Source organism: Bacillus sp. SRB_331 (assembly GCF_003264175.1).
In the GTDB taxonomy this organism is placed as follows: domain Bacteria; phylum Bacillota; class Bacilli; order Bacillales; family Bacillaceae_G; genus Bacillus_A; species Bacillus_A mycoides.
On sequence record NZ_NADV01000023.1, the window covers coordinates 1 to 573 of the forward strand.

General features: G+C 40.1%; 1 pseudogene. It reads right to left on the reverse strand.

The annotated features are described in order from the left end of the window. Positions 1-128 precede the first annotated feature (128 nt). Positions 129-573, reverse strand: a pseudogene (locus B5P42_RS32020) (collagen-like protein); the annotation flags it as partial.

Here is a 573-nt window from a genome sequence, read left to right on the forward strand (position 1 = left end):
TCGTTAGCAGAAATCACTATATCTAAAAATCTATAAAAGTCCCTTCAAAAGATTTAAAGGGACTTTTATAACATTTTCCTTAACTTAATAATTATAGCCTACAATCTATACAATTTTATTTTTCTCTTTTATCTAAGTCGCGTAATAACAAGATGTGCTGAAACAGACTCTGTTCCTCCAGCCAGAGGAGTAATGGTTAATGCTGTGGATTCGCTAGCTGGATTTCGTACAGTGAGTATTGAATCGATGACCGATGTTTGCACAAGAGCTATTCCTACTATCTGAGAAGTGCCAGTTGCTCGACCAACTACCGTATAAGTTAATTCAACAGCTCCTGCTCCCGAATCAAGAGTTAAAACTAGTTGACCCGCTTCGCTCACACTCACCTGAAACAAGACCTGATAAGTACCGATTGCAGACAAATTAAATGTATCGGCGCTAGTACGGACAATCCCTCCTCCATTAAAAGGTCCATCTCTTGGAAAATCTACGTCTCCACCGGCTGCAACTGTTGCAGCATTATCAGGCGGCATCAACGCATAAAAATCAGCAAAATCTAATGCTCCTCCCGTT